The following is a 23,352-nucleotide window of genomic DNA, read 5'->3' on the forward strand; positions in this document are numbered from 1 at the left end:
CGAACCCGCCGTTGGGCGGGTATAACGGGGGCATCGGGGGGCCTCTTCACGGGGAGCGTGATGAGCCTGGGACCACCAATGAGCAGGGAAGGCGCAGAGCATGCGCTCCGTGCCCGCGCCGACGAGCGTGATCGCATCTCGGGCGACCTGCTCGATCTCGAATCGCACACCACCTACCAGGTGGTCAAGGGGGCGTCCTTACGGGGGGCGACCGAGCGCCGCTGGGCCGCCGCCCAGGAGGCGCTGGGCGCGCTGTGGTCGCTGAACGACGCCTATCGCGCGGTGCTGCGCGAGGCGGAGCAGGTCAGGGCCGAGCGTACGCGGCTGGGCGCCGACCAGCTCGCCCGGCTCACCGAGCTGCTGGGCGGGAAGTCCGTGGTGCTGCGGGCCGCGGCCAAGCCGGTCGAGCAGCGCTCGCTGCTTCCGCAGGCCGAGGAGCGGCTGACATTGGACGAGGCCGTGACGCGGATGGACACCGCCTTCCGCGAGGTCACGGCGGCGCTCACCGACATCGACGATGTGTGGGGCTCGGTGCTGCCCCGTCTCGACGCGGCCGACGCCGACCTGCGCAGGATCGGGGAGCTGGAGCGGGAGCTGGGCGAGCCCGCCGCCCAGGGCGCCGATCACGAGGCCGAGCTGCGGCGGATCCGCGCCTCGGTGGTGGAGGACCCGCTGGGCCCGTCCGTCGAGCCGGATCTCGACCGGGTGGCCCGCCTGCTGGCCGGCCGCCGCGCGGAGGTCGAGCTGGCGCTGGTGGTCAAGGGCGAGTACGCCAGGCGGCGCGAGAACCTGGTGGCCGAGCTCGACCGGGTGCGGGCGGCCGAGAGCGAGGCCAGGCTGGCGCATGGCGCGGTCGTCGTGAAGATCGCCCTGCCGCCGCAGGCGCAGCCGCGCAGCAGGGTGCAGGGGCTGGCTGACGCGCTGGACGCGCTGGACGTCTCCGCCGATTCCTGGGTGCTGCGCGCCAAGCGCCTGGCGGCCCTGGAGGACAGCGCCCGCCAGGCCGCCGAGCAGTCGCTGGCCACGGCGAAGGCCCTGTACGGGCTGGTGGGCCGGCGCGACGAGCTGCGCGGCCGGCTCGGCGCCTGCCAGGTGATGGCGGTGCGCAAGGGGCTGGCCGAGGACCCGGCGGCGGTGGAGCTGTACGAGCGGGCCCGCGTTCTGCTGTGGAGCGCGCCCTGCGACCTGACGAGGGCGGCGGCGGCCGTCGAGACCTACCAGCGCGCGATCTCCGGAGGTAAGCGATGACCCGCTGCGCGCAGCCCGGCTGCACGGGAACGATCGAGGAGGGCTACTGCGACCTGTGCGGCACGGCGGCGTCCTCGCCGCCCGTGCCGGCCGCTGTGTCGGCGCCGGCTCCCTCCGGGCCGGTGGCGACCCAGCCGGTGGGCAGCCGGCCGATGAGCGGCCCGGTGAGCAGCGGCAGGTCGCGGGCCGGCGTGCTGGCGACCGTCGCCGACCTGCCGTCCGTCCCCTACCGGGACCCGGCGACCGCCGTCATGGCGAACCCGGAGGTGCCGGAGGAGAAGCGGTTCTGCGCCAACCCGGCGTGCGCGAAGCCGGTGGGGCGTTCGCGTGACGGGCGTCCCGGGCTGACGGACGGGTTCTGCCCGCACTGCCGCACCCAGTTCTCCTTCACCCCGAAGCTGGACAAGGGCGACCTCGTGGGCGGCCAGTACCGCGTGCTGGGCTGCCTGGCGCACGGCGGGCTCGGCTGGATCTACCTGGCCTCCGACGAGAACCTCGACGGCCGCTGGGTGGTGCTGAAGGGCCTGCTCAACACCATGGACCCGGAGGCGATCGCGGCGGCGGAGGCCGAGCGCAGGTTCCTCACCGAGCTCGACCACCCCAACATCGTCAAGATTCACAACTTCCGGCGCTCGGGCGGCCACGGCTACATCGTCATGGAGTACGTGGGCGGCCAGTCGCTGCACGAGCTGCGCCGCCAGGGCCCGCTGCCGATCCGCGAGGCCCTCATGTACGGCAGGGAGATCCTGCACGCGTTCGCGTACATGCACGAGAACCAGAAGGTCTACTGCGACCTCAAGCCCGCGAACGTGATCAGGGTCGGCAAGCGGCTCAAGCTCATCGACATGGGTGCGACGCAGCCGTTCGGCTCGCCCGTGGGCTCGTCGTGGGGGACGGTCGGCTACCACGCCCCCGAGCTGGACGTGCTGCCGGCGTCGGTGAACACCGACCTCTACACCGTGGCCAGGACGATCGCGGCGCTGTCCATCCCCGGGTGGAGCCCGGCCAAGGGCGGCGTGGCCAATCCGCTGCCGGCGGACTGCGGGCACCCGTCGTTCACCCGGCTGCTGCACCGGGCGGCGGCGGCGAACCCGGCCGACCGGTTCCAGAGCGCCGAGGAGATGGAGGAGCAGCTCGTCGGCGTGCTGCGTGAGGTCAGCGCGCTGGAGGACGGCGTGCCGTACCCGGCGCTGTCGGGGCTGTTCGGGCCGGAGCGGCGGGCGGTCGGGACGGCGCTGGCGGAGTCGGACAGCGAGGTGTTCGGGCCGCTCGACCCGGTGGCGGTGGCGCGGGCGCTGCCGGTGCCGCTGGTGGACCCCGCCGATCCGGCGGCCGGCGCGCTGGCGGGGCTGCTCGGGCGCGAGGGCCAGGAGCTGATCGACCAGCTCGCCGCGATGCCCGCGACGCCCGAGACCAAGCTCATGCGGGTCAGGCTGCTGGCCGAGTCGGGCGCGGCGGGGACGCCGACCGCGCTGGACGAGCTGGACCGGGAGCTGCCCGGCGACTGGCGGGTGACCTGGTACCGCGGGGTGCTGGCGCTGACGACCGGGCGGGCGGAGCAGGCGGCGGAGCGGTTCGACGCGTGCCTGTCGATGCTGCCCGGCGAGACGGCGCCCAAGCTGGCGCTGGCGTTCGCGCTGGAGTGCGCGGGCAAGCCGGCGGCCTCCTGGTACGACCTGGTGTGGCGGACCGACCGCTCCTACGTCAGCGCGGCGTTCGGGCTGGCCAGGTCGGGCCGGATGGGCGTGCTGGACCAGGTGCCGGCCGCGTCGGTCCACCGGGTGGCGGCGCAGGTGGCGCTGGCGGCCTCGGTGGTGCGCCGGCCCGACCTGGGCGGGCTGGGACCGGCCGAGCTGGCCGGCGCGGTCGACCGGGTGTCGAACCTGACCGACCTCGACCCGCGCCGCCGCGACCTGCTCGTGGCGGAGGTGCTGGGCGGGGCGCTGACCTGGCTGGAGAGCAATCCACCGCCCAAGGACGTGCGGCTGGGCGGGGCGCCGTTCACCGAGACGGGGCTGCGCAGGCGGCTGGAGTCCCTCTACCGCAGGCTTGCCGTGGTGGCCGACTCCCGGGCGGAGCGCCACGCGCTCATCGACCGGGCGAACGCCGTACGACCGAGGACGTGGCTGTGACGGGGAGCGCGGGCGGGTGCCCGGTGTGCGAGGCGCCGGTGCTGGCCGGAGACAGCTACTGCGAGGCGTGCGGCCACGCCCTGGGCGCGCCGGCCTGCGCCTCCTGCGGCGCGGCGGCCGTGGACGCGGAGGGGTACTGCGAGCGGTGCGGCGCCCGCCAGCCGACCGGCAGGGACCACGCCGAGATCGTGCTCGACCGTTCGGGCGCCGTGGCGGTGACGGACAGGGGGCTGCGGCGCAGCCGCAACGAGGACGCGGTGGCGCTGCTGGAGACGCCCAACGGCGCGGTCGTGACCGTGGTCTGCGACGGCGTGGGCAGCTCGCCGCGGGCCGACGAGGCGTCCGCCGTGGCCGTCGAGACCGCCTCCGCGGCGCTGGCCAGAGGGGTGCCGCACGAGGAGGCGTTCGAGCTGGCCGGGCGGGCCGTGGCCAAGCTGGCGACCTCGCTGGACGACGCGCCCGCCTGCACCTACATCGCGGCCATGGCGGGCCCGGACGGCGGGGTCACGATCGGCTGGGCCGGCGACACGCGGGCGTACCTGCTGCCGTCGGGCACGCCGCTCACCGAGGACGACGCGGTCGAGACCGGCGAGATCACGGCGTGGCTCGGCGCCGACGCCGACGACGCGGACCCGCACGTCCGCACGCTCCCCCCGGGCACGACGGGCCTGCTGCTGATCTGCAGCGACGGCCTGTGGCGCTACCTGGACGGCTACGACTTCCCCACCAGCGGGACCCCTCTTGAGCTGGCCCGCGAGATGCTGCGCCACGCGCTGAGCAGCGGCGGCCAGGACAACGTGACGATCGCCTTGATCCCCCTAGGAGAAGCGCATGGGTGACCAGCCCGCTTTCACGCTGACCATCGACCAGAACAAGTACCTCCCTCTTGACGGCCGCGAGGTGCACGCCATCCTCACGATCGGCTCGGCCGGGGCGCCGGTCGCCCAGGCCGTGCCCGCCGAGGCGGCCGAGGTGATCATCATTGACACGTCGGGCTCGATGAGCGGCAGCAAGATCCGCGAGGCCCGGCAGGCGGCGGCGACGGCGGTGCGCACGCTGCGCGACGGCGTGCACTTCGCCGTGGTGGCCGGCACCGAGCGGGCCCAGGTGGTCTACCCGGGCGGCCACGCGAACCTGGTCCGGGCCAGCCCCGCGACCAGGGCGGAGGCCGAGCGGGCGATCGGCCGGTTGAGCGCGCACGGCGGCACCGCGATCGGCGAGTGGCTCAAGCTGGCCGGGCACCTGCTGACCGCGCACCCGTCGGCGATCCGGCACGCGATCCTCATGACCGACGGCCAGAACAACGAGCGCCCCGAGGTGTTCGCCTCGGTGCTGGCGGGCTGGAGCGGCAAGTTCGTCTGCGACAGCCTGGGCGTCGGCGACGACTGGGCGCCGGCCGAGCTGCGCAAGGTGGCCGAGGCGATGCTCGGCACGTTCGACTTCGTCCGCGACCAGGGGGATCTGCCGGAGTTCTTCCGCCGGCTCACGCAGACCTCGATGAGCAAGACCGTGGCCGAGCTGTCGCTGCGGGTGTGGGTGCCGCAGACGGCGCGGCTGAAGTTCGTCAAGCAGGTCTCCCCCACGCTGCTCGACCTGACCGGCAAGCGCACCGACGTCAACCCGCTGACCGGCGACTACCCGACGGGCTCGTGGGGCGCGGAGGAGCGCGAGTACCACGTCTGCGTCGAGGTGCCGCCCGGGCAGATCGGGCAGGAGATCAGGGCCGGCTGGGTGAAGCTGGTGCGGCCCGACACCCAGGAGGTCGTGGCCAGCGGCAACGTGCTGGCCCAGTGGACCGACGACCTGGCGCAGTCCACCCGCATCAACCGGAAGGTCGCCCACTACACGGGCCAGGCCGAGCTGCACGAGCTGATCCAGGACGGGCTCAGCCTGCGCGCCCAGGGCGACATCGACACCGCCACCGCGCGCCTGGCCAAGGCGCGCAAGCTCGCCGAGGAGTCGGGCCGGGAGGACACGGCCAGGCTGCTGGAGAAGGTGGTCGAGGTGGACCCGGTCACGGGCACGGCGCGGCTGCGCAGGAACGTGGACAAGGCCGACGAGATCGAGCTGGACACCGGCTCCGTGCGGACGAGCCGGCTGCGTAAGGAAGGAAGCTGATGGCGACCTGCCCGCAGGGGCACCAGTCGGGCGCCGACGACTACTGCGACGTCTGCGGCACGCAGCTGGCCGCGGTCCCCCAGGCTCCCGCGCAGCCTGCCGCGCCCGCGGTGGCGCCCGCCGAGGGGTGCCCCGTCTGCCAGACGCCGCGCGCCGGGCAGTTCTGCGAGGTGTGCGGCCACGACTTCAGCGGCAGCGCCCCCGTGACCGTGGCGCCCGTGACGGGGGCGCGGTGGGAGGCCGTGACCGCCGCCGACCGCACGTACTACGAGAAGGTGATCGCCGAGGGCGGTCCGGACGCGGCCGCGATGGCGTTCCCTCCGTACTGCCCCGAGCGCTCGTTTCCGCTGGCCGGCGAGCAGGTACGCATCGGGCGGCGCAGCCGCGCCAGGAACCTGCAGCCGGAGATCGACCTGACCGGCCCGCCCGAGGACCCGGGCGTCTCGCACCTGCACGCCGTGCTGCTGGCCCAGCCGGACGGCACGTGGATGCTGGTGGACCCGGGCTCGTCGAACGGCACGCAGGTCAACGGCAAGACGCTCAAGCTGAACGTGCCGGTCAGGGTAGGCCCCGGCGACCGGATCCACCTGGGCGCCTGGACCGTCATCACGATCAGGGAGGGCACGCCATGACCATGGTGCGGCCCGCGCCGGGCAACGCCCCGGTGCCGGTCACGGCGGCGCCGGCGCCGGTCCGGCGCAGCGTGCCCGGCAGGATCCGGGTCATCTCCGGCATCACCGCCGCCTCGCTCGTCCTGCTGTTCGCCGCGCTCGCGGTCGGCACCATCAGCGCCCGCGAGGGCCTGCGGGTCATCGGCCGCGACGCGGGCCCGCAGGTGGTCGCGACCGCCGGGCTCTACCTGGCGCTGAGCGACATGGACGCGCAGGTGGCGAACGTGCTCGTGATGGGGACCGCCTACCCCGACCAGCGCCGCGACGCGCTGGCCAGGTACGAGCGGCAGCGGGCCGAGGCCAACAGGACGCTGCTGCAGGCGTTCGAGCTGTCGGGCGACAACCCGGCCGAGCGCAACACCGTGCAGTCAGTGCTCGACGGGCTCGGCCGCTACGAGCAGCTGGCCGGGCGGGCGCTGCTGCTGAACGAGCAGGCCGCGCACCCGCCGGGCCCGCCCCCGGACAACGTGGTGCGCACCTACCGCGAGGCCACCGACCTGATGCGCGTGGTGCTGCTGCCGCAGGCCTACAACCTGACGCTGGAGAGCGGCACGATCGTGCGCGCCACCTACGACTCCCAGGGCGTCCTGGCGCCGCTGGCCCGCGCCGCGGTCGTGCTGGCCGGGCTCGTGGCGCTCGCCTGCCTGGTGTGGCTGCAGGTGTTCCTCGCGCGGCGCTTCCGCCGCGTGTTCGGGCCCGCGCTGCTGGTCGCGACCGTGACGACGGCGGCGGCGCTGCTCTTCGGGACGAGCGCGCTCGGGCGGGACGAGGCGCACCTGCGCACGGCCAAGGTGGCCGGGTTCGACTCGGTGCTGACGCTGGCCAAGGCGCGCGCGATCAGCAACAGCATGCAGGGCGACCAGAGCCGCTACCTGCTGGACAAGGAGCGGGCCGACACCTACCAGCACACGTTCCTCGACCGGTCGCTGTCAGTCATGTACACGGAGGCCGGCAGCCTGCCCGAGTACCACACGGCGGTGGCCGGCCACACGACCGGCTACCTCGGCCTGCTCGGGCCCGAACTGGTCGGCAGGCAGGGCGAAGTGGTGGCCCGCGAGTACCGGCGCTTCCAGGCGGCCGACAAGGCCTTCCGCGACCTCGTCACGAGCGGCAGCACCAACGAGGCGGTCGCCGAGCGGCTGGGGCCGGTCAAGACGGCGTTCGACGCCTACGACCGGGCGCTGACGGAGCTGGCGGGCACGCACCAGAAGGTGTTCGAGCGCTCGATCCGCGGCGGCGAGGGCGCCTTGGACAACCTGTGGCGGCTGCTGCCGTTCGCCATCGGCGCGATCGGCGTGCTGATGGTCGCCGGCGTGTGGCCACGACTGAGGGAGTACCGGTGAAACGGGTGCTGGCGGCGTTGCTGGTCCTGGCCTCCACGGCGGTCGCGGGCTGCGGGCTCAACCGCCCCGAGTCGATCGTGGACAAGGACGAGCTGGTCATCGGGGTGCGGTCCGACCTGCCGTCGGTCGGGTTCCGCAAGCCGGACGGCACGTACGAGGGGTTCGACGTCGACGTGGCCCGCTATCTCGCGGCGCGGCTGGGCAAGAGCGTCTCCTTCCTCGGCGTGCTGGCGGCCGACCGGGAGAAGGTGCTCATGGACGGACGGGCCGACATGGTGGTGGCCACGTTCACGATCGACCAGGAGCGCAAGCGCCGGGTGCTGTTCGCGGGGCCGTACCACATCTCCTACCAGGACATCCTGATCCGGCCCGACGAGAAGATCGCGAACGTGCGCGACCTGGAGGGCCGCCGGATCTGTGAGGTGCAGGGCTCGAACGCGGCCCAGCGGGTCGTGGCCGAGCGGGGGGTGAAGGCGCAGCTCGTGCCGTTCCCCGACTACAACCGGTGCCTGACCGCGCTGAAGGACAAGCAGGTGGACGCGGTCACCACGAACGACGTGATCCTGGCCGGGCTGGCCGCCCGCGACGGGTCGGGGCTGCGGCTGGCCAACGCGCTGTTCAACGAGCAGCGCACGGGCGTCGGCCTGGCCAAGGGCGACGTGCCGGGCTGTGAGGCGGTGAACCGGGCGATCACGGCGATGTACCAGGACGGGACGGCGCAGAAGCTGCTGCGCAAGTGGTTCGGGGCGTCGTGGCTGAAGCGCGGCATCGTGGCGGTGCCCCAGTTCGAGGGCTGCTCGTGACAGGGCTGCTCGTGACAGGGCCGCTCATGACAGCTCGAAGGGGACGGCCCGCGCGGGCCGTCCCCTTGGGCGCAGGTCAGTCCAGGTAGTCCCGCAACATCTGCGCGCGCGTCGGGTGGCGGAGCTTGGCCAGCGTCTTCGACTCGATCTGGCGAATGCGCTCGCGGGTCACGCCGAACTCTCTGCCCACCTCCTCCAGCGTGCGCGGGTGCCCGTCGGCCAGGCCGAAGCGGAGCTGGATGATGCGCTGCTCGCGGTCGGACAGGGTGGCGAGGATGTCGTCGAGCTGGTCCTGCAGCATGATGAAGGCGGCGGCCTCCATGGGCACGACAGCGTCGGCGTCCTCGATGAAGTCTCCGAGGTCGGAGTCCTCCTCACCGATCGGCGACTGCAGCGAGACGGGCTCCTGGGCGATGCGCTGGATCTCCACCACGCGATCGACAGGGAGGTCCATCTCCTTGGCGATCTCCTCGGGGATCGGCTCGCGGCCGAGGTCCTGGTGGAGCTGGCGCTGCACCCTGACGAGCTTGTTGATCGTCTCCACCATGTGAACCGGGATGCGGATCGTCCGCGCCTGGTCGGCGATCGCCCGGGTGATCGCCTGCCTGATCCACCAGGTCGCGTAGGTGGAGAACTTGTAACCCTTCGTGTAGTCGAACTTCTCGACCGCCCGGATGAGCCCGAGGTTGCCCTCCTGGATCAGGTCCAGGAACAGCATGCCGCGGCCCACGTACCGCTTGGCGATCGACACCACGAGCCTGAGGTTGGCTTCGATCAGCCGCTGTTTGGCCCGGGTGCCCTGCCAGACGAGCTCCCTGAACTCCGGGAAGGCCAGACGCGAGACACCGTTGGCCAGCTTGTCCTCCGCGAACAGGCCGGCCTCGATCGACTTGGCGAGCTCCACCTCCTCCTCAGCGGTCAGCAAAGGCACACGGCCGATCTCCCGTAGATAAATACGGACCAGATCGCTGGTCGGCGCCCGCTTGCCTACGTCTTCCTCATCGGCGCGGGTGGATTCCTCGTCGCCCTGGGGCTCGAGGACCTCCACGCCGTTCTCGGCGAGCATGCGCACGACGCGCTCCAGCGCGTCGGACGGCAACTCGGATCGGTCAAGCGCGGCTGCGACGTCATCGACGGTTACGCTCCCGCGCTCCCTTCCCTTCGCGACGAGGTCCGCCACCTGATCTACGGATGGCGGTCCACTTGGCAGCACCGATGCACCCACGGGAGACAGTCTGCAGTATTGGTTCCGTCAAATGGCAGACCCATTTTTGTCACCGAAGGTAAGACGATCGTCTTTGCCGAATTGAGATCGCCAAAAGGTTTAGCCCGAGTTTGATCAGGATAGTAAAGCCAATTACGCGATCTGCATTCACGCGTCCGGCGGCGCCGATGGGCCGGACGCAACTTTCCCGCTGCCCGGAAGCCGTTGTCCGCCCTCTTTGTCACATCGTGGACCGCGCCAAATTCCCTGGTCAACCACCCGGGTATGCCGCTTGCGATCGCTGCAGAACTGTTACCGACCGAGAGTGATCATCGGCCTTGCGAGGCCCGCGGGCGCGGGCGAGCCGCACCGCCCGCGACCTTTCGATCTTGCCTGGGGACGCCGGTGACCGCGCCTCTGGAGCCAGACCCGCCGCTCACCCACGGTCACGACGGGTCACCCGAGCTTTATCCAGGACTTATGCGGACACCATTTGCCGAAATTTCCGGATTCAGCTACCGCCGGCGACCCGGGTACGCAGCACCCGGCGCTGCTGCTCCAGCGCCACCAGCTCCCCGAACAGCTTGTTGTACTCCTGCTGCTGCTCCACCGGATTGAGCCGCTGGATGCGCGACTTGACCTGCGCGATCGCCCGGTCGAGCGGCATCGCCTCGGCGGCGGTCAGGATGTCGCCGGCGTAACGCTCCTCGGCGTGCGCGTCGACCTGGATGGGCTCCACCGCGAAGCGGGTCACCAGCGCCCGCGCGCCCTCCTCGTGGGCGTGCTGCACCAGCAGGTCGACCCACTCACGGCCGCCCGCCCCCGCCTGCGCGACCCCTCCGGCGGCCACGATGACGCGGTGCAGCAGCACGTGGTCGGGCGCGGTGAACGCCTGCGGGTCGAGCGCGTCGAAACGCGGCCCGAGCAGGGCGGGGCGCTGCACGGCCAGCTTGAGCAGCTCGCGCTCCACCCGCACGCTCGGATCGACCGGCGCCGCCTTGGGCGCACGCTGCTGGCGGCCCTGCTGGGCGCCGGCCACCTCGGCGATGCGCTGCATGACGAACCGCTCGTCCATGAAGCCGAGCCACCGGTCGAGGTCGATGGCGTAACGCTTGCGCAGGCCGACGTCCTTGATGCCGGCCACGATCGGCGCCGCCGCGTCGAGCGCGGCGATCTTGCCTTCGTTGCTGCGCAGGTCGTAGCGGGAGATCGTGCTCCTGATCGCGAACTGGAACAGCGGCTCGCGGCTGGCGATCAGGTCGCGCACGGCGGCGTCGCCCTGCTTGATGCGCAGGTCGCACGGGTCGAGCCCGTCGCTCTGCACCGCGACGTAGGTCTGCGTGACGAACTTCTGCTCGTCGGCGAACGCCCGCAGCGCCGCCTTCTGCCCGGCCGCGTCGCCGTCGAAGGTGAAGATCACCTCGCCCCGGAACTCGGCCTGGTCGAGCAGGAAGCGCCGCAGGATCTTGATGTGCTCCTCGCCGAACGAGGTGCCGCACGTGGCCACGGCGGTGGGCACGCCGGCGAGATGGCAGGCCATCACGTCGGTGTATCCCTCGACGATCACCGCCTGCGCGCGCTTGGAGATCTCGCGTTTGGCGAGATCGATCCCGTAGAGCACCTGGCTCTTCTTGTAAAGCGGCGTGTCAGGGGTATTCAGGTATTTCGGCCCGTCATCGGAATCGAGCAGCTTCCGCGCGCCGAAACCGATCACATCGCCCGTCGCATCCCGGATCGGCCAGATCAGCCGCCCGCGGAACCGGTCGATCGGCCCCCGCCGGCCCTCCTTGGCCAGCCCGCCCTTCACCAGCTCGTCGGCGGTGAACCCGCGCCCCATCAGGTGGCGGCTCAGCGCCTCCCACTCGTTGGGCGCGTAGCCCACCCCGAACGTCTCGGCGTCGGCCCGCTCGAACCCGCGCTCCGACAGGAACCGCCGCCCCGGCGCCGCGTCGGGCCCCATGAGCTTGTCGGCGTAGAACTCCGCCGCCGCCCGGTGCGCCTCGATCAGCCGGGCCCGCTCGCCGTGGTCGCGCCGCGGCACGTAGCCGCCCTGCTCGTACTGGAGCTGGATGCCGGCCCGCTGCGCCAGCCGCTCGACCGCCTCGCTGAACGACAGGTGCTCGATCTTCTCGACGAACGTGATCACGTCGCCGCCCTCGGAGCAGCCGAAGCAGAAGTACATGCCGCGCTCGGGCGTGACGTTGAACGACGGCGTCTTCTCGTCGTGGAAGGGGCACAAGCCCTTGAGGTTGCCGCCTCCGGCGTTGCGCAACTGGATGTGCTCGCCGATCACGTCGGCGATGGGGGAGCGCTCGCGTACGAGGGCGATGTCGACATCACGGATCCGGCCAGCCACGCCGGGAAGTCTATTCCGCCCCACCGACGGTTCCGCCCCGCGCGGGGTGTCCTGGAGCGGCGGGGCGGGGAGGTAGGCGAGAGTTACCTCCCGGCTGCTAAAGGGGGAAACCGGTGATGCGGGGTCCCCGGGTCGGCTACAAAGGTAAAGGTTGTCGGTGGAAACGGTGACACGGGTGGAGATCATGCGATCGGGGCTTGTCGGACGATGGGCGGCCGTCACGGGCGCTGTGCTGTTGACCGGTGCCTGCACCCAGGCCACCGGGCTGGCGGGGGTCGGCGCCACGTCGCCCACCACACCGCCGCCGTCGGCCGGCGCCACGCCGGCGGCGACGGCTCCCACGCCGGAGCACATGGCCGCCGAGCAGCCGCCCCAGGGCGGCGAGCCGGTCAAGGTGCCGCCGCCGAAGCTGTCGAAGTACACCTACACCTTCCCGGTGAAGGGATGTAAGACCGAGTACCAGCGCAAGCTGCTCGTGCTGCCCAAGACGACGATCTGGGCGCCGCAGGGCTGCGCGTTCGTGGCGCCCGTCGGCGGCGTCGTGGACGAGGTGAACGTCCAGGACCGGTGGTCGCCGTCCACCGACGCGGGCGCCACCCGCGAGGGGAAGTTCGTCACGATCATCGGCGACGACGGCGTGCGCTACCTCGGCGGGCACCTCGACTCGGTGGCCGACGGCATCAAGCCCGGCACCCGCGTCAAGGGCGGCCAGGTCCTCGGCAAGGTGGGCCGCAGCGGCAACGCCCGCGACGCCGGCCCCAACCTCTACTTCGCGATCTCGTGGAAGACCGGCCCGGCCTTCTGGTGGGTGCGCCGGGGCATGGTCAAGCCGTGGGACTACCTCGACGCCTGGCAGGAGGGCAACCGCACGCTGTCGCCCCGCGAGGAGACGCTGAAGCTGCGCGGCAAGCTGGGCGAGACGCCGCAGTGCACCGTGCAGTGCGGCGGCGCGGTCCGGCAGCAGCAGGATCCGCCGCAGGCCAGCAAGACCCCGCAGCCCCAGAAGAGCCCCAAGAAGGACGACGACGATGTCGTCACCCTCACCCCGACGACAGCTCCTTTGGATGGACGGTGACGCCCGACCTGATGAGCTCCTGGATGTCGTCCACGACGTCCCAGACGTTGACGTTCATGCCGGCGACCACGCGGCGGTCGCGCAGCCAGTAGGCCACGAACTCCAGGCTCTCCGGGTCGCCCCGGTAGACGATCTCGTCGTGGCCCTCGATGTCGCCGGAGAACTCCATGCCCAGCTCGTACTGGTCGGTGTAGAAGTACGGCAGCCGGTCGTGGACGACCTCCTGGCCGAGCATCGACCGCGCGGCGACCGGGCCGCCGTGCAGGGCGTTGGCCCAGTGCTCGACGCGGATGCGGCGGCCGTACACAGGGTGGTGGAACTCCGCGACGTCGCCCGCCGCGTACACGTCGGGGTGCGAGGTGCGCAGCGAGGCGTCGGTGAGGATGCCCTGGCCGACGTCGAGGCCCGCGTCGCGGGCCAGCCCGACCTCCGGCGCGGCGCCGATGCCGACCACGACCAGGTCGGCGCTGAGCCGCTCGCCCGAGCTGAGCCGCACGCCGGTCTCGGTGATCTCCGCGGCGGCGGTGCCGAAGCGCAGCTCCACGCCCTTGCTCGCGTGCAGGCGGGCGAACAGCTCGCCCAGCTCGTGGCCGAGCGCCCGGTTGAGCGCGGTCGGCTCGGGCTCGACGACCGTGACCTGGCAGCCGGCCGTGCGCGCCGCCGCCGCCGTCTCCAGCCCGATCCAGGACGCGCCGACGACCAGCACGTTCGCGCCGCCGGTGAAGCGGCGCTTCAGCGCCTCGCTGTCCTCCACCGTGCGCAGGTAGTACGCGGGCCCCGGCAGCCGCCTGGGCACGGCGCCGGTCGCGATGAGCAGCTTGTCGTACGGCTGGCGCGACCCGTCCCCCAGTCTGACCAGGTGATGAGCCGGCTCGATGCGGGTGACCCTGATGCCGAGCCGGAGATCCACGTCGTTGTCGGCGTACCAGCCGGGCTCGTGGACGAAGATCTCCTCGCGTTCGCTGCTGCCCTGAAGGTATCCCTTCGACAGCGGCGGTCGCTCGTAGGGCCGTTCGGTCTCCGCGCCGATCAGCACGATCTCGCCGTCGAAGCCCTCCTCGCGCAGCGTCTGGGCCGCCTTCGCGCCGGCGAGCCCGGCTCCGACGATCACATATGTGGCCATGGGCGCAGTATGCGCCCGCCGGGGTCGTCGGGAAAGCGGGTTGTGCCGAGCGACCTGGCCCGTTGACGAACTCTTGGTCAGCGGGAGGGCTCGAGTACTCCTGATCAGCGGGACGGCCCGCGGCGCCCGCTCTCGGTCAGCGGGAGAGCCGGCGGTGCCCGCTCTCGGTCAGCGGGAGAGCCGGCGGTGCCAGGCGACCGCCGAGGTGTCGGTGAGCGAGGCGATCTGGTCGATCACCACGCGGACGCGGGCGGCGTCGTTCGCGGCCTCCAGGAACGCCGGGCGGAAGGCGGGCTCCAGCGTGGCCGGCGCGCCCAGCGTGATCAGGGAGGCCAGCTCGGTGATGAGGTCGCGCTGCCTGGCCTGGTTGGCGTGGTGGTCGGCGGTGGTCATCACGTAGTGCGCGGTGACGCCCTTGAGCAGCGCGCACTCCAGCCTCGTCGCGTGCGGCACGACGAGGTCGGCGCGATGGCGGGAGCCGTACACCTCCTTGGTGGCGGCCTGCGCCGAGCGGCAGAAGCGGCCGATGAGGCCGCTGGTGAGCGCCTTGAGCCCGGCCAGGTCCGCCATGGTCGCCTCGAAGCGGCGCGGCCACAGCGGGTCGGCGATCAGCTTGGCGAAGACCTCCTCCAGCTCGTTGAGGTCGGCGCCGGGGGCGTACCAGGTGCGGGTGGTCTCGCACACCTGGGCGCGCTCGACCGGCGACTGCAGCGCCTCGGGGGTGACGTGGCCGGAGTGCAGGGCGTCCTCCAGGTCGTGCACCGAGTAGGCGACGTCGTCGGCCCAGTCCATGATCTGCGCCTCGAAGCTCACCCGCCCCTCCGGCGCGCCCTCCCTGATCCACTCGAACACCGGCAGGTCGTCGTCGTACACCCCGAACTTGGGCGACTTGTCGCGGGTCCACGGGTACTTGATGGAGGCGTCGAGCGCGGCGCGCGTCAGGTTGAGGCCGGCGCTGCGGCCGTCCTCGGTGAGCACCTTGGCCTCCAGGCGGGTGAGCAGGCGCAGGCTCTGCGCGTTGCCCTCGAACCCGCCGCACGAGGCCGACAGCGCGTTGAGCGCCATCTCGCCGTTGTGCCCGAACGGCGGATGCCCCAGGTCGTGGGCCAGGCAGGCGGTCTCCACCAGGTCGGGGTCGACGCCCAGGGTGGCGCCCATCTCCCTGCCCACCTGGGCGCATTCGAGCGAGTGCGTCAGGCGGGTGCGCGGGATGTGCTGGCCGCCGCCCAGGGTCTCACCGGGGCCCACCACCTGCGTCTTCGCGGCCAGCCTGCGCAGGGCGGCGCTGTGCAGCACCCGGGCCCTGTCACGCTCGAACGCGGCGCGTTCCGGATTGCCGGGAAGTTCCGGAACCCAACGCTCCTGGTCATGCTCGTCGTAGTACGGCATCAGTGAAGTGATTTTATCCAGTTTCAGGTCTCCGCTAGTGTCAAGCCTCGCGAGAAACCCTTCCCCGGGAGCCCTCCCCCATGACGACAGCGTTCCGAGCAGTGCTGGCCTTTACCCTGCTCGCCGGCTTCTACGTGCTGGTCGGCCTCTTCCTGGCGGCCGCGGTCTTCTTCGACGTCCTGCTCCTCGTCGACTTCCACGCCAGCACCATCAAGATCGCCATCGTGCTCACCCTGGCGGCCGGCGCGCTCGTCCGCGCGCTCCTCATGGTCAGCCGCCGCCGCGGCGGCGAGCAGCCCGGAGTGCCGGTCGGGCGCGAGCACGAGCCGGTCCTGTGGCAGACGGTCGAGGAGCTCGCCCAGCGCGTACGCACCGCGCCGCCCGACGAGATCCGCCTCGTCGCCGAGGTGAACGCGGCCGTGTCCGAGGACACCCGCTTCCTCGGCCTGAAGGCGACGCGGCGGCGCATGTTCATCGGGCTGCCGCTGCTGCAGACGCTCACCGTGGACGAGATGCGCGCCGTGCTCGGGCACGAGCTCGGCCACTACAGCGGCGCCCACACCCGCCTCGGCGCGCCCGTCTACCGGGGCCGGGTCTCTCTCATCGCCACCGTGCAGGGCCTGCACAACCATCCGTTCATCCAGCGCCTGTTCACCTGGTACGCCAAGCTCTACCTGCGCGTCTCGCAGGCCGTCTCGCGCCGCCAGGAGCTGGAGGCCGACCAGCTCGCCGTGGCCATCGGCGGCCGGCAGGCCATGGCCGGCGCCCTGCGCAAGATCCACACCACCGCCGCCGGCTGGGACCTCTACGTCAGCAACTACCTGTCCCTGACCGGCGCCGGCGGCGCCCGCCCCGCCGCCGTCTTCGGCGGCTTCCACGCCCTCATGAGCGACCCTGAACGCCAGGCGGAGCTGGCCAAGCTGGGCGAGGAGCCCGAGGAGGTCTCCCCCTACGACTCCCACCCCAGCCTGGCCGACCGCCTGGCCGCCATCGAGCACCTGCCAGAGCCGCAGCACGTCCCCGATCCGCGCTCGGCCCTCACCCTGCTCGTCGACCCGAACGTGGCCGTGCAGGCGGTCGAGCAGTCGATGTGGAGCCCCGAGGCGCTGGCGACCCTGCGGCCGGTGTCGTGGGAGGAGCTGATCTCGCACGGCATGTACGCCGGCCGCAACGCCGAGGCCGTGCGCGACCTCGCCGTGGCCGGGCAGCAGGTGATGGGCGCGGCCCGGCCGTACCTGGACGCGGCCTTCGAGGCCATCGCGCGGGGGCGGCAGGCCGAGCTGGAGGCCAAGCTCCTGGAGCAGGGCTGGAACCCCTCCCCCACCTTGCTGGCCGGGGTGCTGGGGCAGGCGCTGGAGGCCGTGCTGATCGAGCTCGGCCAGGCCAAGTGGACGCTGTCGTGGTCGGGGCCGGCGCGGCTGCTGTTCGACGACGGGGAGGAGGTCGCCCTGTCGGAGTACGCGGCCCAGGTCGCGGCCAACCCGGCGGCGGTGGCGGGGCTGCGGCAGTGGCTGGGCGATCACGGCATGCGCCACGACTACGTACCCCTGGAGCAGCCCAGCCCGGCCGCACTGGGTTGAGGCCCGCACTGGGTTGAGGCCCGCACTGAGTCGGGGCCCGCGCCGGGTCGGGGCTCCAGCGATCGTCAGAGGGCGCGTTCCAGGGCTGTGCGGTGCTCGGCGACCCAGGCGTGGGCGGCGCGTACCTGCTCCACCACCCCGGCGGCGCGCAGCCTGACCGCGTGCGGCAGGCCCGCGGCCGCGTCCGCCTCGATGCCGCGCCGGCACCGGTCCTGCCACCACAGGACGCTCTCCACCACTTCGCCGCGATCCGCGAGGCCGTAGCCGTCGCAGATCACCCGCACCCGCCGCGCCGCCTCGGCCGGCTCCGCGCCCGGCGCCAGCCCCGCGTACTGCCAGCAGACGTGCCCCACGTCGTGGACGCGCCGGCCGGGCGCCGCGATGTCCCAGTCGATGAACGCCACCGGCCGCAGCCCGCCGCCGCCGTCGCGGTAGACGGTGTTCTTAGGTGAAAGGTCGTTGTGGCAGACGACCTCGCCGCCCTCGGCGAGCGCGCTGCCCTCGGTCAGGTCGTGGAACTCGCGCACCAGCCCGGCCACCCGCGCCAGGCTCTCGTCGGAGGTGACGCCGTCCGGCTGCCGCTCCTCCCACGCCACGTGCCCGTCCACGTAGCTCAGGATCTCGCGGCCCCGCTCGTCAAGGCCGAGGAAGCGCGGCGCGCCCGCCCAGCCGCGCCGCTCGAACAGGCGCAGCAGCTCGTGCACGTACGCGGCGCGCGGGCCCGGAACGCGGCGGACGGTGTCTCCGGCACGGACGACGGCGTTCACGAAACCGCCGGGAAGAGGGGTCTCTGACATGCGACCAAGCTTGCCCGACCGTCATCCGCTTTGAAGCTTTTCCTGCCAGTACGAGGGTCGTCGCCGCAAAAGCCTCACTGGGCGGTGCAGTGAGACGATTGAGGGGAACGAGTGGAAGGAGCCTCACTGTGACAGAGGACGAGATCATCAAGTTCGTGAGCGGCCTGCCCGGGACGGTCGCGTTCACCGCCGGGCCGGAGATCGGGGCGCCGGAGATGGCGTGGGGGGACACGTTCTTCTACTACGCCCCGGAGGGCCTCGACCGGCCTCCGAGCGACGGCCGCCTGCCGTACGCGACGATCGTCACCAAGGACTACGAGGGGTTCGACACCGCCTCCGACCTCGGCCGACCGGGGGTCTTCCGGCTCAACGTGGCGGTCGGGCGGGTCGCGTTCGAGCGCCTGGTCGGCTACTCGCCCGCCGCGCACGCCGAGCACCACGCCGGCATCGACTACACGGTGCTCGGCCGGATCATCCCGCATCCGCTGTACGCCGCCCAGTCGTGGATCTCGATCCTCAACCCCGAGGACGAGGAGCTTACGCGGGAGATCCTGACGGAGGCGCACGCCCGCGCGGCCCAACGCCACCGCCCGCCGTCCCGCGGCTGATCGCGAGCGCCCGTCTGACGGCTGGTCGCAGGCGTCCGCCCGAGCGGCCATCGGCGGAGATACAAGGATGAGTCGTACGCAGCGGTGCAGACAAGCCCGGCCCCCGTGAAGCAAGGTCGAAACGGGTCAAACCGACCGGGTTTTCTGAACGGCCTTGCCACACTGCGACCCGTGATCGTACGGTCACCCTTAGCATTCGCCCAGCCGAAGGAGGCGCTGTGAGCAGGCACGACGGCGGACCCCAGCGAGGCTCGACAATGCTCCCCCATCTGGCCTGGCGCGTGGAGGCGATGATCGCGGGCATCGCCGCCCGGCGCCCGCCCGCCACCGGCGCCATCGAGCAGGCGCTGCGGAAGGTGCCACGGCACTGGTTCGTGCCCTCCCTGGGGCTGGTGCTCGACGACGACGGCGGCGCCGTCCCGATCGACCGCGACATCGACCCGCCCGCCTGGTGGGACGCCGTCTACTCCGACCGGCCCATCGCCACCCCCCTCGGCACGGGTGCCGCCGCCTCCTACACCTGCGTCACCCCCTCCCCCAGCTCCGCCGTCGACCTGCTCGAACTCCTCGACCTGCGCCCGGGGCACCGCGTGCTGGAGATCGGCACCGGCACCGGCTGGATCACCGCGCTGCTGTGCCGGCTGGCCGGCGAGTCGGGGCGGGTGACGTCCGTCGAGGACAACCCGGAGGTGGCGGAGGTGGCATGCAGGAACCTGGTCGCCGCCGGCGTCCGCCCGTACCTCATCGCCGGCGACAGCACCCTCGGCTGCCCCGAGCGCGGCCCGTACGACCGCGTGCTCGCGCCCCACACCGCGCCCGAGTCGTGGACCGCGCAGGCGGCCCCCGAAGCGGTCATCGTCGGCGGCAACGGCGAGGCCGTGCGCCTGGTGCTGCCGGCGGCCCACATGGACGGCCACCTGAGGTAAGGAACCGCCCCTTTCCGCCACGGCGGCCCCGCGTAGGAGGTTGAAGCGAAAGCTCGCCCACCGGAAGGGGGGCCGGTGCGGAGGGTGAGCGGCGAGGAGTTCGCGGTGCTGCCCGACGGCACTGCACGACCTGGCCCGGCTCCGCTCGGCGGCGCCGTTGGCCGCATTGCACGCCGTCCGGATGGCCGATCAGGCCGGCCTCCTGCTCACTCCCCTGCCTGGGCAGACGCCGGTCCGAGCCTGCCGGCCCTCGACGTGTTCGTCTCCGCCGAGCACTGGCCGCACTCCAGCAGAGGCGTTTGATTACTGTGGAGTCCCTGATTACGGCAAGAGACCATCCTTCCGGGCATGGCAATCACATGCAAGCCCTTGACTTAATTCACATGGACTCCATGATTAGTCGCAAGTCCGACACTCCTCGCCGGCCTTGCCAAGGAGCCCCATGCGCAAGCTCGCACGCTACCTCACCCTCCTCTCCTTCCTCGGCGCGTCGACCCTGGTCGCGCCGTCCGCGGCCCTGGCCGCCATCACCGCCCCCTCGGCCACGAACACGGCCACCACCGTGACGCACCGGAACCCGGCGACCGGCTTCGCCCAGGGCGGCGCGGGCGGCCGCGGCACGGTCACGTACAGCCCCACGACCGCCGACTTCCCGAACCCCGAGCGCGGCCTCTACCACCACACCGGCGACTGCGACAAGAACGACTTCTCCCTCGCCACCCTGCAGAGCTACCGCACCGGCCAGAACATCTCGCTCGTGATGTGCGTGTTCTACCTCGCCGAGTTCAGGACCTCCCCCATCAGCCAGGCGGCGCTCGACCAGTTGCAGCAGCAGCTCGACACCGTCCGCGCGGCGGGGCTGAAGATGATCCTGCGCTTCGCCTACACCACCTCCACCGACGGCGCCGACGCCGCCAAGGACCGCGTGCTGGCCCACCTCGACCAGCTCAAGCCCTACCTGAACGCGAACAAGGACGTCATCTACCTCATGCAGGCGGGCTTCATCGGCGCGTGGGGCGAGTGGTACTACACCCAGAACTTCGGCAACGCCGGCACGGTCACCGCCACCGACTGGGCCAACCGCAAGGCCGTGGTGGACAAGCTGCTCAGCGTCCTGCCCTCGTCCCGGATGGTGCAGCTGCGCACCCCCAAGTTCAAGCGCACGCTGTACGCGACGACGCCGGTCGGCTCCGGCCAGGCGTACGGCGGCTCGGCCGTGGCGCGGCTCGGGCACCACAACGACTGCTTCCTGGCCAGCCCGGACGACTACGGCACGTACGAGAACGCGGCCGTCGAGTACCCCTACCTGGAGGCGGATACCTCGTACGTGGCGATGGGCGGGGAGACCTGTAACCCCAACCCGCCGCGTTCGGACTGCCCGACGGCCAAGGACGAGCTGTCGCGCTTCCACTGGTCGTACCTGAACACCGACTACCACACCGGCGTGCTGGGAAGCTGGAGCGCCGGCGGTTGCCTCGCCGAGATCACCCGCAGCCTCGGCTACCGCCTCGCCCTGCGGAGCGGCACGTACCCGAGCACGGCCGCGCGCGGCGGCGCGCTGCCCGTCACCATCACCCTCAGGAACGACGGCTACGCGGCCCCGTTCAACCCGCGCGGCCTGGAGCTGGTGCTGCGCAACACCTCGACCGGGGCGCTGCACCGCCTTCCGCTCTCGGCCGACCCGCGCAGGTGGGCGGCCGGGGCCACCAGCACGATCAGCCAGACCGTGACGGTGCCCGCGTCCCTGCCCGCCGGCCGTTACGCGCTGCTGCTCGGCCTGCCCGATCCGCTGCTGTCCGCGCGGCCGGAGTACTCGATCAGGCTCGCCAACGAGGGCGTCTGGGAGCCGGCGACCGGCCTCAACGACCTGCGCCACACCGTCACCATCAGCTGAGCCCCGCCCTTCATCGGAAGGAGCCGGGGAGGCCGCCGACGCGCTGGACCCGGCGCCCCTGAGAGCGCCAGGCGGGCTCAGGGGCACCGGGCGTGCTCGGCCCGGCTGGCGGTGATGCGTTCGGCCGCGAGCGCGCCGGCCCGGTCCTCGTCCCCGGTGAGCCGGGCCAGGATCGAGGCCAGCGGCCGGATCTGCCCGTTCCCGCCCCAGTGGCCCTCGGGGATCTCGGTCGGGAACACCCAGACCCTGCCGGGGTCGCGCGGCCAGGCGCCGTTCTCGGCGTCCAGGATCGCCTCGGTGATCTCGGCGACGACGCCCGCGCGCGCCTCCGCGTCGAGCTGCCCTTCGGGCACGGACGGGACGACCTTGTAGCGGGGCGCGCTCGCGGGCGCCCCGCCGACGTACACGGCGGCCGGCCGGTGCAGGAACGCCCACGAGACGGACCTGGTCACCGGGTCGGCGGGGTCGAACCCCTCGTGGCGGATCAGGATCTCGGTGATGCGGTTCATGAGCGCCGCCTCGGCCTCTTGTGAGAGCGCGCCTTCGGGGATGTGGACGTCGAGCATGGGCATGGCCCGTCCTCCTGGATTTAGTTCTTAAACTCAGCGCGACGAACGTACGGAGGCTGAGCGGAAAATGTCAACCCAGGTGGGTACGATCGAGCCGTGCGGACGCAGCGGATCGACCCGGTGAACTGTTCGGTGGCCCGCGCCCTCGCGGTCGTGGGCGAGCGCTGGTCACTGCTGATCGTGCGCGAGGCGCTGGACGGCGCGCGGCGCTTCGGGGAGTTCCGTGCCCGTCTGGGCATCGCGAGCAACCTCCTGTCCACCCGGCTCGACACCCTGGTGGCGGCGGGGGTGCTGCGGCGCGTCCCGTACCAGGAGCCCGGCGACCGGCAGCGCTACGAGTACCACCTCACCGAGCAGGGCCTCGACCTGCGGCCCACGCTGATCGCGCTGCTGGAGTGGGGCGACAAGTACCTCGCCGGGCCGGAGGGGCCGTCGGTCGTCGTCCGCCACCGGCCCGCCGACGACGACGATGACGTCTGTGGAGAGCCGGTCCGGGTCACGCTCGAATGCGCCGGCGGGCACACCCACCTGCCGTCCAGTGCGGTCCACCGCGCTCCCGGCCCGGGCGCCCGCTTCCTGGACAACCCCTGATCACGACAAGCCCCTCGCGGCATCGCCGGGCCGGGCGGTTAAACCCTTTGACCGCGTGCACGGCCCCTCGGGACGATCGGTCCCGTGCACATTGAATTCTCCCGTTTCTCCCCCGACGAGACCGAAGCGCTGGTCGAGTTCCTGACCGGCGAGGAGTGGCCCTTCCACGCGAGCGTCCAGGAGGCGCCGGCGATCCGGCAGCGGGCCGCCGAAGGGCTCTACGACGACGCGGAGAGCCGCACGTTCTGGCTGCTCGCGGACGGGGAGCGGGCCGGGCTGGTACGGCTCCAGGACCTCACCGACGGCACCCCCATGTTCGACCTGCGGATCAGGAAGGCGTGGCGGGGGCGCGGTCTCGGCACGGCGGCCGTCAAGTGGCTCACGTCGTACCTGTTCACGGAATTCCCCGGGATCAGGCGCATCGAGGGCAATACGCGGCAGGACAACCACACGATGCGCGCCGTCTTTCGTAAGTGCGGGTATGTCAAGGAGTCGCATTACCGGGAGGCGTGGCCCGCTCCGGACGGCACGGTGCACGACACGGCGGGATACGCGATTCTGCGCCGCGATTGGGAGTCGGGGACGGTGACGCCGCCCGACTGGAATGACGAGCCCGCCGCTACTGCATGACCCGGAAAAGGAATGGCGCGACCAGGCCGATGAGGGCGAGCGCCTCGGTGAGGACGAAGCCGAGGAGAATGTTCTGCCGGATCAGCGGGTACGCTTCCGGCTGACGGGCGATGGCCTGAACTCCCTGGCCGAAGATGATGCCGACACCGACGCCCGGGCCGATGGCGGCGAGGCCGTAGCCGATGGCGGTGACGTTGCCGGATACCTCAGCGAGAACGGTCACGTGGTTCCCCTTCCGAGTGCCTGGTGATGTGGCGGGTTGTCGCCGTCACGACCATTCCGCCACATTGACCAG

The 23,352-nt window shown here is 72.0% G+C and carries 21 protein-coding genes; 14 read left to right on the forward strand and 7 right to left on the reverse strand.

The window, feature by feature from the left end:
- Nucleotides 1-78 precede the first annotated feature (78 nt).
- Genes KIS93_RS47210 through KIS93_RS47240 form a run of 7 tightly spaced genes read left to right on the forward strand, consistent with a single transcriptional unit; the run spans nt 79 to nt 8,315 of the window.
- Nucleotides 79-1,248 carry a coiled-coil domain-containing protein gene (locus KIS93_RS47210; protein ID WP_080041820.1) on the forward strand — a complete coding sequence of 390 codons (1,170 nt, stop codon included), beginning with the start codon at nt 79-81 and terminating at the stop codon, nt 1,246-1,248.
- On the forward strand, nt 1,245-3,380 hold the full coding sequence (locus KIS93_RS47215; protein ID WP_080041821.1) for a serine/threonine-protein kinase: 2,136 nt from the start codon (nt 1,245-1,247) through the stop codon (nt 3,378-3,380). The genes KIS93_RS47210 and KIS93_RS47215 overlap by 4 nt, the downstream gene beginning before the upstream one ends.
- Nucleotides 3,371-4,219, forward strand: a complete 849-nt coding sequence (locus tag KIS93_RS47220; RefSeq protein ID WP_080041822.1) for a PP2C family protein-serine/threonine phosphatase — start codon at nt 3,371-3,373, stop codon at nt 4,217-4,219. Before KIS93_RS47215 ends, KIS93_RS47220 begins: the two co-directional genes overlap by 10 nt.
- Entirely contained in the window at nt 4,212-5,498 is a 1,287-nt protein-coding gene (locus KIS93_RS47225; RefSeq protein WP_080041823.1) for a vWA domain-containing protein, read from the forward strand. The genes KIS93_RS47220 and KIS93_RS47225 overlap by 8 nt, the downstream gene beginning before the upstream one ends.
- A complete protein-coding gene (locus KIS93_RS47230; protein ID WP_080041824.1) occupies nt 5,498-6,130 on the forward strand; it encodes an FHA domain-containing protein in 633 nt (210 codons plus the stop codon). Before KIS93_RS47225 ends, KIS93_RS47230 begins: the two co-directional genes overlap by 1 nt.
- Entirely contained in the window at nt 6,127-7,512 is a 1,386-nt protein-coding gene (locus KIS93_RS47235) for a hypothetical protein (protein ID WP_080041825.1), read from the forward strand. The genes KIS93_RS47230 and KIS93_RS47235 overlap by 4 nt, the downstream gene beginning before the upstream one ends.
- Complete coding sequence (locus tag KIS93_RS47240; protein ID WP_080041826.1) at nt 7,509-8,315, forward strand: glutamate ABC transporter substrate-binding protein; 807 nt, start codon at nt 7,509-7,511, stop codon at nt 8,313-8,315. Before KIS93_RS47235 ends, KIS93_RS47240 begins: the two co-directional genes overlap by 4 nt.
- 76 nt (nt 8,316-8,391) lie before the next feature.
- Here the strand turns inward: KIS93_RS47240 and rpoD are convergent, their stop codons facing one another.
- Nucleotides 8,392-9,495, reverse strand: a complete 1,104-nt coding sequence (gene rpoD / locus KIS93_RS47245; protein ID WP_241563834.1) for an RNA polymerase sigma factor RpoD — start codon at nt 9,493-9,495, stop codon at nt 8,392-8,394.
- 535 nt (nt 9,496-10,030) lie between these two features.
- The gene (gene dnaG, locus KIS93_RS47250) at nt 10,031-11,875 is read right to left on the reverse strand and encodes a DNA primase (protein WP_080041827.1); all 1,845 of its coding nucleotides are present in this window, start codon (nt 11,873-11,875) and stop codon (nt 10,031-10,033) included.
- 229 nt (nt 11,876-12,104) lie between these two features.
- Between dnaG and KIS93_RS47255 the strand changes: the two genes are divergently transcribed.
- Nucleotides 12,105-12,950 carry a M23 family metallopeptidase gene (locus KIS93_RS47255; RefSeq protein WP_246005471.1) on the forward strand — a complete coding sequence of 282 codons (846 nt, stop codon included), beginning with the start codon at nt 12,105-12,107 and terminating at the stop codon, nt 12,948-12,950.
- On the opposite strand, the gene KIS93_RS47260 is transcribed toward KIS93_RS47255, so the two are convergent.
- Together KIS93_RS47260 and KIS93_RS47265 are read right to left on the reverse strand one after the other, a co-directional pair.
- Nucleotides 12,916-14,073: an NAD(P)/FAD-dependent oxidoreductase gene (locus tag KIS93_RS47260; RefSeq protein ID WP_186404839.1), complete on the reverse strand. Its 1,158-nt coding sequence runs from the start codon at nt 14,071-14,073 to the stop codon at nt 12,916-12,918. The two genes, KIS93_RS47255 and KIS93_RS47260, sit on opposite strands and share 35 nt — an antisense overlap.
- 168 nt (nt 14,074-14,241) lie before the next feature.
- Nucleotides 14,242-15,462 carry a deoxyguanosinetriphosphate triphosphohydrolase gene (locus tag KIS93_RS47265; protein WP_080041830.1) on the reverse strand — a complete coding sequence of 407 codons (1,221 nt, stop codon included), beginning with the start codon at nt 15,460-15,462 and terminating at the stop codon, nt 14,242-14,244.
- 80 nt (nt 15,463-15,542) lie between these two features.
- Here KIS93_RS47265 and KIS93_RS47270 point away from each other — a divergent pair, with 80 nt between their 5' ends.
- Entirely contained in the window at nt 15,543-17,042 is a 1,500-nt protein-coding gene (locus KIS93_RS47270) for a M48 family metallopeptidase (protein WP_080041831.1), read from the forward strand.
- A 65-nt stretch (nt 17,043-17,107) separates the two neighbouring features.
- Here KIS93_RS47270 and KIS93_RS47275 read toward each other — a convergent pair whose 3' ends face one another.
- Nucleotides 17,108-17,839, reverse strand: coding sequence for a phosphotransferase (locus KIS93_RS47275; protein ID WP_080041832.1), 732 nt, complete (start codon nt 17,837-17,839; stop codon nt 17,108-17,110).
- A 128-nt stretch (nt 17,840-17,967) separates the two neighbouring features.
- Here KIS93_RS47275 and KIS93_RS47280 point away from each other — a divergent pair, with 128 nt between their 5' ends.
- The 3 genes from KIS93_RS47280 to KIS93_RS47290 all read left to right on the forward strand — a co-directional run bounded on the left by KIS93_RS47280 (nt 17,968) and on the right by KIS93_RS47290 (nt 21,267).
- Complete coding sequence (locus KIS93_RS47280; RefSeq protein ID WP_186404840.1) at nt 17,968-18,447, forward strand: DUF6194 family protein; 480 nt, start codon at nt 17,968-17,970, stop codon at nt 18,445-18,447.
- A 257-nt stretch (nt 18,448-18,704) separates the two neighbouring features.
- Complete coding sequence (locus KIS93_RS47285) at nt 18,705-19,373, forward strand: protein-L-isoaspartate O-methyltransferase family protein (RefSeq protein ID WP_080041833.1); 669 nt, start codon at nt 18,705-18,707, stop codon at nt 19,371-19,373.
- Between the two features lie 442 nt (nt 19,374-19,815).
- A complete protein-coding gene (locus KIS93_RS47290; protein WP_080041834.1) occupies nt 19,816-21,267 on the forward strand; it encodes a DUF4832 domain-containing protein in 1,452 nt (483 codons plus the stop codon).
- Nucleotides 21,268-21,344: 77 nt separating this feature from the next.
- On the opposite strand, the gene KIS93_RS47295 is transcribed toward KIS93_RS47290, so the two are convergent.
- Nucleotides 21,345-21,839, reverse strand: a complete 495-nt coding sequence (locus KIS93_RS47295) for a tautomerase family protein (protein ID WP_080041835.1) — start codon at nt 21,837-21,839, stop codon at nt 21,345-21,347.
- A 93-nt stretch (nt 21,840-21,932) separates the two neighbouring features.
- Between KIS93_RS47295 and KIS93_RS47300 the strand changes: the two genes are divergently transcribed.
- Together KIS93_RS47300 and KIS93_RS47305 are read left to right on the forward strand one after the other, a co-directional pair.
- Nucleotides 21,933-22,427: a winged helix-turn-helix transcriptional regulator gene (locus tag KIS93_RS47300; protein WP_080041836.1), complete on the forward strand. Its 495-nt coding sequence runs from the start codon at nt 21,933-21,935 to the stop codon at nt 22,425-22,427.
- Nucleotides 22,428-22,511: 84 nt separating this feature from the next.
- Complete coding sequence (locus tag KIS93_RS47305) at nt 22,512-23,057, forward strand: GNAT family N-acetyltransferase (RefSeq protein WP_080041837.1); 546 nt, start codon at nt 22,512-22,514, stop codon at nt 23,055-23,057.
- Here KIS93_RS47305 and atpE read toward each other — a convergent pair.
- Complete coding sequence (gene atpE / locus KIS93_RS47310) at nt 23,047-23,280, reverse strand: ATP synthase F0 subunit C (RefSeq protein ID WP_080041838.1); 234 nt, start codon at nt 23,278-23,280, stop codon at nt 23,047-23,049. The two genes, KIS93_RS47305 and atpE, sit on opposite strands and share 11 nt — an antisense overlap.
- Nucleotides 23,281-23,352 lie beyond the last annotated feature (72 nt).

The organism is [Actinomadura] parvosata subsp. kistnae, from assembly GCF_900323885.1.
Classification (GTDB): domain Bacteria; phylum Actinomycetota; class Actinomycetes; order Streptosporangiales; family Streptosporangiaceae; genus Nonomuraea; species Nonomuraea composti.